This is a genomic window from Roseospirillum parvum (assembly GCF_900100455.1).
In the GTDB taxonomy this organism is placed as follows: Bacteria; Pseudomonadota; Alphaproteobacteria; order Rhodospirillales; family Rhodospirillaceae; genus Roseospirillum; species Roseospirillum parvum.
The window spans coordinates 1-8,034 of sequence record NZ_FNCV01000022.1 but is presented as its reverse complement, the minus strand read 5'-3'; the positions used below and the strand labels follow the sequence as shown (position 1 = coordinate 8,034).

At 69.3% G+C, this 8,034-nt stretch carries 10 protein-coding genes; 1 reads left to right on the top strand and 9 read right to left on the bottom strand.

The annotated features are described in order from the left end of the window. Positions 1–503 precede the first annotated feature (503 nt). From BLR95_RS15055 to nifE, 9 genes are all read right to left on the bottom strand, one after another. Positions 504–818, bottom strand: a complete 315-nt coding sequence (locus BLR95_RS15055) for a hypothetical protein (protein WP_092622036.1) — start codon at positions 816–818, stop codon at positions 504–506. A 124-nt stretch (positions 819–942) separates the two neighbouring features. After that, positions 943–1,260: a nitrogenase-stabilizing/protective protein NifW gene (locus tag BLR95_RS15050; RefSeq protein ID WP_092622034.1), complete on the bottom strand. Its 318-nt coding sequence runs from the start codon at positions 1,258–1,260 to the stop codon at positions 943–945. Next, a complete protein-coding gene (gene nifV, locus BLR95_RS15045) occupies positions 1,257–2,408 on the bottom strand; it encodes a homocitrate synthase (protein ID WP_092622032.1) in 1,152 nt (383 codons plus the stop codon). The genes BLR95_RS15050 and nifV overlap by 4 nt, the downstream gene beginning before the upstream one ends. Before the next feature lie 11 nt (positions 2,409–2,419). Next, on the bottom strand, positions 2,420–2,731 hold the full coding sequence (locus BLR95_RS15040) for a HesB/IscA family protein (RefSeq protein WP_092622030.1): 312 nt from the start codon (positions 2,729–2,731) through the stop codon (positions 2,420–2,422). An 88-nt stretch (positions 2,732–2,819) separates the two neighbouring features. Further along, on the bottom strand, positions 2,820–3,431 hold the full coding sequence (locus BLR95_RS15035; RefSeq protein WP_176787908.1) for a nitrogen fixation protein NifQ: 612 nt from the start codon (positions 3,429–3,431) through the stop codon (positions 2,820–2,822). Between the two features lie 7 nt (positions 3,432–3,438). After that, entirely contained in the window at positions 3,439–3,729 is a 291-nt protein-coding gene (fdxB, locus tag BLR95_RS15030) for a ferredoxin III, nif-specific (RefSeq protein WP_092622026.1), read from the bottom strand. 22 nt (positions 3,730–3,751) lie between these two features. Beyond that, positions 3,752–4,240, bottom strand: coding sequence for a nitrogen fixation protein NifX (nifX, locus tag BLR95_RS15940; RefSeq protein ID WP_218119577.1), 489 nt, complete (start codon positions 4,238–4,240; stop codon positions 3,752–3,754). Positions 4,241–4,271: 31 nt separating this feature from the next. Further along, positions 4,272–5,609 carry a nitrogenase iron-molybdenum cofactor biosynthesis protein NifN gene (gene nifN, locus BLR95_RS15020; RefSeq protein ID WP_218119576.1) on the bottom strand — a complete coding sequence of 446 codons (1,338 nt, stop codon included), beginning with the start codon at positions 5,607–5,609 and terminating at the stop codon, positions 4,272–4,274. Then, positions 5,606–7,045: a nitrogenase iron-molybdenum cofactor biosynthesis protein NifE gene (gene nifE / locus BLR95_RS15015; protein WP_092622022.1), complete on the bottom strand. Its 1,440-nt coding sequence runs from the start codon at positions 7,043–7,045 to the stop codon at positions 5,606–5,608. Before nifE ends, nifN begins: the two co-directional genes overlap by 4 nt. A gap of 211 nt (positions 7,046–7,256) precedes the next feature. On the opposite strand from nifE, the gene BLR95_RS15010 reads away from it, so the two are divergent. After that, entirely contained in the window at positions 7,257–7,754 is a 498-nt protein-coding gene (locus BLR95_RS15010) for an IS1096 element passenger TnpR family protein (protein ID WP_092622020.1), read from the top strand. Positions 7,755–8,034: the final 280 nt, after the last annotated feature.

The window sequence follows — 8,034 nt, the reverse complement described above, 5'->3', positions numbered from 1 at the left end:
ATTTCGGTCCACATGTTGTGCTCCATGGATGCCTAGACACCACCCATCGAATCACAACCGACTGAAATCACTCAACTCTTTTCCGATCAGGCTCTAAGAGGCTTAGGTGTTTTAGATAGAATGGCTAATCCAAAAGAGTTAAATTTAGATATCAAAGGAGAAGAGAGGGCGGCGGATTTGGCTGGTAGAATTATGTCAATAATATATAAGTTAGAGGGTTGATTCACAGTTTCTTTTATTTTTCCGTCTGCCCTGATGCGCGCGCAGGCTGGTCCGGTGCGGGCCGAGGGGTCCTCTGTCGCGCCGGATTGCCTCGGCAGCCTGCCTTGCAGGAGCCGCCTCGCGCTGGCCGAGGCTTATGTGGGGGGCGTTGCGTCAGCGTGGCATCGAGGGGTCGTTTACCCTGGCCCCGGGCGCGGGCACGATGATGCCGTCCGCTCGCGCGTGTTTCATGCCGCAGTATACGAACTGATCATGCGGTTGGCGGCCGGGGTGCGCGCCGTCTATCGCCCCAAGCCGGCCAGATAGGCGCGGCGGGCTTGGGCGTGGCGGGCTGCGTCGTCGCTGGGGGGGGCGTTCTGCGAGTCTTCCTGGGCCCCGAGCAGGACCATCGTGGCGCTTGGCGGCGGCGGGGCGGCAAAGTCCAGGCGGGCTCCGCCCACCGTCTCGCCATCGGCGGTTCGGGCGAAGGCATGGGCTGGCCGCCAGCCGCCCAGGCCGGCCGGAAAGGCCGCCGGGGCGACGCTGTCCGGGCCGCTCCGCCGAGGGGGCTGGCGGCCAGCTTCGGGTGTCGGCCCGGGTGGGTGTCCCTCGATCATCGCCCGCCTCCGCGCTGGCTGGTCGAGGGATCATGGTCGCATACCTGACCCCAAGCGTGCGGTATCAGGCGCTACATGTTGGGCTGATGGCGTGCGCCGCCCAATATATGTGAGTTTCCGCGCGTTATTTGGTCAGTGTCGAGAGACCCACAAAGCCCCGGCCGGCCGGCGTTTTCGGCTGCTTGAAGACCTTGAACAGCTTGGCCTCGCGCGGCTCGATGCCGGACAGCTCGGCGTAGGCCTGGGCCAGGGCGGCGCGGTGGCGCTCGCGGTCGTCGGGGGCACCGCAGGGGGGTTCGGCCAGCAGGTCGTGATAGCGCTGAAGGACATGCAGGCGGCGCGAATTGAGCACCTTGGGCTCGAACGGCACCTCCAACTCCTGGAAGAACTCCTCGGCCGAGGACAGGCCGGCCAGACGTTGGGACAGGGTCGGTTGGCTCATGACAGGGCTCCGGGGGCGGCGGGGGTGTCGATCAGGGCGGCCAGTTCGGCCGGTGTCGGGGCGCGTTTGCCCTGGCTGACGAAGTGGCGCAGACGGGGCAGGATTTCGGCTGCCTGGGCCGGGTCGAGGTCGCGGCCCAGCAGCTGCCGGCAGGCGTGGCGCAGGCCGGCGAGGCCCGAATGCTTGCCCAGCACCAACTCGTGGTGGCGGCCGAGCAGGGCCGGGTCCAGGGCCTGATAGTTGGCCGGGTCGCGCAGCAGGCCATGCACGTGGATGCCGCTTTCGTGGGTGAACACTGCCGCGCCGACGATGCTCTTGCTGGCCCACACCGGCCGCCCGCTGGCCTGGGCGACCAGCGCCGAGACCGGGCCCAGCGCCGCCGGGTCGATGCCGGTGGGGCGCTGGTGGGCCTGCATCAGGGCCATGGCGACCTCTTCCAGCGGCGCGTTGCCGGCCCGCTCGCCAAGGCCGTTGACGGTGGTCGAGACGTGGGTCGCCCCGCCCAGCACGGCGCCGATGGCGTTGGCGGTGGCCATGCCCAGGTCGTCGTGGGAATGGATTTCCAGGTCCAGCCGGGTGGCGCGGCGCAGGCGGGCCAGGGCCTCGCGGGTCTGGAAGGGATCGAGCACGCCCAGGGTGTCGGCGAAGCGGAAGCGTTCGGCGCCGGCTTCCTCGGCGGTGGCGACCACGGTTTCCAGGAAGGCCGGGTCGGCGCGCGAGCTGTCCTCGCCGCCCACCGCGACGCGCAGCCCCATGTCGCGGGCCCGCCGGATCAGCTCGCCCAGGCGGGTCAGGGCCCAGGCGCGGTCCTTGCCCAGCTTGCGGCTGATCTGCTGGTCGCTGACCGGCACCGACAGGTTGACCATGGGCACCCCGGTGGCCCGGGCGCCGTTCAGGTCCTCGGCCCGAAGGCGGCACCAGGCGAGCGGCGTGGCGGCGGTGCTCAATTCGACGATGGCCCGCATGTCGGCCTGTTCCTCGGCCCCCATGGCGGGGATGCCGATTTCCATCTCGCCGATGCCGGCGGCGTCCAGGGCCTGCGCGATGGTCAGCTTCTCGGCCCGGGTGAAGGCGACGCCGGCGGTCTGTTCGCCGTCGCGCAGGGTGGTGTCGGTGAGGATGACGGGAGAGGCTTCAGGAGGCTGCATGGCGGCCGGCCTCACATGGCCTTGGCGCAGGAGCAGCCCGGCGGGTTGGGGTGGTCGAAGACGAAACCGGCGCCCTCGTCATCGTCGACGAAGTCGATGCACACCCCCTTCAGCAGGGAGCAACTGTCCGGGTCCACGTAGACGGTCAGGCCGTGGCAGGTCAGCACCTGGTCGGCCGCTTCGGCGCTGGCCACCAGGCCCATGCTGTACTGCAGGCCGGCACAGCCGCCGGCGGCACACATGATGCGCAGGCCACAGGCCTCGTTGTTGGTGGCCAGGACGCCACGGACGGCGTCGGCGGCCCGTTCGGTGAGGGTGATCATGGCGGGGCGACCTCCGGCAAGGGGAAACGATCTCGAAGGTCTGTAAAGCAAGCCGTATGCCAAACGCTAAGCGGCTGAAAGGCTTGGATTAGTTGAGGGTGGCTCCTGTCGGATGTCCGACATCAGCCACGCCGGGGTCGACAAAGCACGCGGCGTAGTCGACGCAGTCGCGACAATTGGGGGCCTTGCAGATGGTCAGCCCCTCGCGCCGGCACAGCACCCGGTACAGGTACTTCTTCCAGCGCATGCCCGGGTTGTCGGCCTTGAGGGCCGGGAAGTGACGCCCCATCAGGCCCTGCAACTGGCCACGGTCGGCCAGCCCCAGGTCGCACCACAGGTGCCCTGGGCCCTGGCAGCGACGGGCCAGGATGGCCGGCAGGGCGGCGGCGAACTCGGCCGCCGGGCCGGGTGGGGCGGGGGCCAGACTCTCGGCCAGCAGGGCCCTGAGGTCGGGCTCCTCCAGCGCCGCCGGCCCGGCCGAGGCGCCGGGCGGCAGGCTGGCCGCCAGCTCGGGCGCGCCGGGCAGGACGTTGCGCAGAAGGGCCTTCAGCCGGGCCCCTTCCAGGCCCAGGGCGACGGCCAGCCCGGGCCCGGGGCCGGCCTCGGCCAGTCCCTTGGCGATGATGGCGGCCAGCAGCGTCCGGTCCGGTTCACACAGGGCCGGGTGGACGGCGGCGGTCAGGCTGGGCCCGGTGGCCACGACCGCCTCAGGCGGCCATGTGCATCTGGCAGCGGCTGCCGCAGATGCGTTCGCAGGCGGCACAGCCGATGCAGGCGCCGGGGTTGGCGACGGTCATCACCTTGCGCTCGATCTCCTCGTCGTCGTCGAACGGGTCGACCAGATCGCCGTCCTCGTTGACCCCCATCAGGGCCAGCACGTCCTGCGGGCAGACCTTGTAGCAGCGGCCGCAGCCGATGCACGATTCGGCATCGATGGACTCCAGGTAGCGCGGCGTCCACGGGGTGCCGTCGCGGGTGGTGAAGGTGATGGCGTTCATGGAAGCTCTCCGAAAGGGGGGATCACTCGTCGTCGTCGAGGAAGGCGGGGCGGTCGGAGTCCGGGGCGTCGACCGCCAGGATCTTGCGCAGCCAGGGCGGCGGGGTGCCCTTCATCATGGTCTGCACGCGGGCCAGGACCTCGTCCACCGGGGTGTCGTCGGCCACCTTCATGGGGTGCACCCGGGCCTTGATCACCTTGGCCGCCGCCGGTCCGCCGATGGCCCGCACGAAGAGCAGGGCGCAGCCTTCCAGGGCCGCGATGCGGGCTTCCAGGCGGCCGGCCGAATCATCGTGACGGCCGTCCTCGGGCGAGGGGTCGGCGAACTGCACCGCCTCGATCAGGGTGGCGTCCTCCAGGCCGACATCGTAGATGGCCAGCGTGCGGGCGCCGGCGAAGTGGGCGTTGACGGCGCGCATGTCCTGGGTCGCCAGGGCGACGCGCAGGCGCGGCCCGGGGGCGGCGGCGGGGGCGGGATCGGTGTCGACGACGGACAGCCGGCGGGCGGCCATGGGGGCTCTCCTTGGGATGGGGGCGAAACCGTCAGTGGTCGCCCGGGTGGTCGATGAACAGGTTGGCCAGCTCGACCACCCGGGCCTGGGTGCCCCGGTAGCCGACCGAGACCTGATGTTGGGCTCCGATGCGGTCGAACTGCGGAAAACCGGCCCTGAGCAGGGGCAGGCCCAGGGCCTGGGCCGGGTGGCGGCCGTGGCTGTGGCTGATGATCAGGTGGCAGGGCTCCGGCGCGGCGCGGACCATGTCTTCCAGGTCGCCCAGGTCGCCGATGGTCACCGGCGCCTTGATTTCCTCCAGCGCCGGGCCGGACTGCGGCGCCACGGCGGCGGTGATGCGGGCCCCCAGGCTTTCCACCAGACCGACCAGGGCGGCCAGCAGGTCGGGCTCGGCGGCCACGGCGATGCCCTTGTCGCCGGTGTGGAAGTGGGCGTCGAGCAGGGTATCGCGCAGGCGGTCGCGCTGGCGGCGCAGGCGGGCCGGCACCGGGCGGCCGGAGAGGCGGGCCAGGGTGGCGACCAGACGGTCGCTTTCGGTCAGGCCGGTCAGGTTGGGCAGCACCAGGGCCGGGCAGCCGGTGCGGTCCTCAAGCAGCCGGGCGGCCGGTTCCATGTGGCGGCCCAGGGCGAGCACGGCGCCGGCGGCGCCCAGGGTCTCGATGTCCTGAAGGCGGGTGCCGCCGGGGGTGGTCTTGGGCCACGCCGGCGGCAGGTGGCCATCCAGCGAGTCGGCCAGATCGGGCACCACGGTGGCCTCCAGGCCGAAGGCCTCGGCGAGGTCGCGCAACTCGTCGATGTCGCCGGCGCTCAGGTGGCAGCCGGCCAGCAGGGCGATGCGCTTGGGGTCGCGCGGCCCGGGGTTGGGCCGGGCCACCTGGTCGATCATGGCGGTCACGGCGCGCGACCAGCCGTCCTCCAGCCCGCCGGCGTAGTCCGGGGTGTCGATGCCGATCAGACGGGTGCCGTCCAGGGTCTCGGCCTGCTCGGCGGCGATGCGCTTGAGGTCGGCCGCCAGATCCTCGCCCCGGGTGGCGGTGAGGCCGGTCGAGCAGACGCCGATCACCTTGGGCCCCAGCTTGGATTTCAGGGTGAGCACCGCCTGTTCCAGGTTGTCCGCCCCGCCGAGGATGGTGGTCAGCTCGCTCATGGCGGTGGTCTGGATGGGGATCGGCTCCTTGAAGTGGCGGACCATGATGACCAGCCCGAAGGCGGTGCAGCCTTGGGCCCCGTGGAGCAGCGGCACCGAGCCTTCCAGCCCCAGAATGGCGAGGCTGGCGCCCAGCGCCGGCGACATCTTCAAGGGGTTCTCGGACAGCGCCTTGGCGTGGGAACCCTTGGCGGAGGGCGATTTGCGGGGCAGGGCGGTCATGCCGGCTCTCCCATCTCGGGCAGAAGGTTGCCGTCGTCGTCCCACGGGGCGGCGGCGCGGGCGGCCGGGAAGACCGGGCTGTTCAGGGCCTTGTCCAGCTCGCGGGCGAGGGTGATCAGGCCGTCGTAGCCGGCGTAGGTGTGATGGCGCTCCTGGTTGATGTCGAGCCACGGCGCGGCGGCCTTCAGGGCGACGAACTGCGAGCGCCCGCCGGACAGCATGATGTCGGCCTCGCCCTCCTTCAGGATGCGGTAAAGCTCGGGGTTGGGGATGGCCCCGGCGAGCCGGTCCTCGTCGTCGTCGAGCAGTTCCAGGGCGCGGCCCTTGTCGGTCTCGGTGGCCTTGCGGACCGAGGTGCGGATGACCTCGAGCCCCAGCTCCTGCAAGGCCGAGACCACCGACCAGCTCTTGTGGCCGCCGGTGTAAAGCAGCGCCTTCTTGCCCCGGATGCGCGCCATGTAGGGGGCCAGCGCCGCCTTGGTGGCGGCCTCGCGCTCGGCGATCAGGGCCTCGGCGCGCGCGGGCAGGGTGGGGTCGGCGCCCTGCTCGGCGAGCAGTCGGGCGAAGTGGCGCAGCGAATGGCCGATCGCCGCCATGCCGTAGAAGCTGCCCTCGAACCAGGGGATGCCCCAGCGCTGTTCCATGTGCCGGGCGACATGGAACAGGGCGTGGCTGCACAGCACCATGTTCACCTTGGCGTGGTGGGCGGTCTGCAGGCGGTGGAAGCGGGCGTCGCCGGTCAGCGCCGTGCGCAGTTTGATGCCCAGGGCGTCGAACAGCGGGGTGACGTGGGCCAACTCGCCGGCGACGTTGTATTCGGCGATCAGGTTGACGTCGGTCGGGCCGGCCGGATCAAGCTCGGGGTCGGGCTCGCGGGTGCCGATGACGTGGTCCAGCAGGACCTGCCCGGCCAGCTTGTTGCCCAGGTTCTTCGAGCCGATGAAGCCCGGCGCCTCGACCGGAATGCAGGGGGTGCCCAGGCGCTCGGTGGCCTCCTTGCAGACGGCCACGATGTCGTCGCCGATCAGCCCCGGCACGCAGGTCTGGTAGACGAACACGGCCGGCGGCTGGTGGCGCGCGATGGCCTGCTTGAGCGCCTTCCACAGCCGCTTCTCGCCGCCGTGGATGACATCCAGCTCGCTCATGTCGGTGGTGAAGCCGCGCCGGTAGAGGGTCGGGCCGGTGGTGCCGGAGTGGCGGTTGTCCCAACTGTTGCCCAGGCAGGCGATGGGGCCGTGGATCAGGTGCAGGGCATCGACCACCGGCTGCAGGGTGATCATCGCCCCGTCGAAGGCGCAGCCGCCGGCCGCCGCCCCCGGGGTCAACCCGCGCACCGCGCAGCCCTTGCGCTTGTCGGCATCGCTCTTGGCCAGGCTGGTCGGGCAGGTCGGCTCGTTCTGGAGCTGGGTGACGCGACGCTTCAGGGCACCGGACATGGAACGGCCTTTCCTCTGGAAACCATGCCAGCTTGGAAGCATGGATCGTGCCAGAGATTAAGGCGTTGATTTTGCTGGTTTCATGAGTGGGGCGTCGCGGCGGTTGTCGGACAGTGTCGCGTTTCCGACAGGGAGCCTTGGCGGGCAAGGCCATGATGCCTCATGCTTTGGACCAGCTGGTCACCCGGATCGTTCGCAAACGGAGGAAACCATGCCGGACACCACCCATATCATCCGCGTCACCCTCAATGATGACCCGCCGCTCCACCGGGATATCGAGCTTCCCGGCTCGCAGAGCCTGTTCCGGCTGGCCGAAGGGATTGTCGCCGCTTTTGACTTCGACATGGATCATGCCTTCGGCTTCTACAGTGGCCTGACCGGCGCCGACCTCATGGAGAAGCTCCCCAAGTACGAACTCTTCACCGACATGGGGATGAACGACAATGGGGCCCAGGGGGTTAAGAAAACCCCGGTGGCGAGCGCCTATGCGGACATTGGCAGCCAGTTGATCTTCCTGTTCGACTACGGGGACGAATGGCTGTTCCACACCGAGGTCATCGGGTTCGGGGAAAAGGTGCCTCGGCGGCGTTATCCCAGGGTGGTGGCCTCGGTGGGTGAGGCGCCGCTCCAATATCCCGACCCGGACGACGACGATTGGGACGACGAGGATTGGGATGAGGAGGACGAAAACGAGGACGAGAACGCATAGGGGCGGCACCCGGATCGGATGCCGCCCCCAGCCGTGGTTCTGGAGTGACCCGGCCCGTTAGAGCATGTTGCGTGCTTTAATGAATCACCCAACATGCTCTAAGATCTTGATGTTGAAGCAAATCGTCGTCGCGATCCGTTCCGGATCGCTGGGGATTTGCTCTAGGTTCTGTACCCATAAGCGGGATTCCCATCGAGGCGGGATTGTGATTCAAACTTCCAAACGGCAAGGGAGTTTGCTCATGGCCCGCTTCGACCTTACGGACAAGGAATGGGAGATC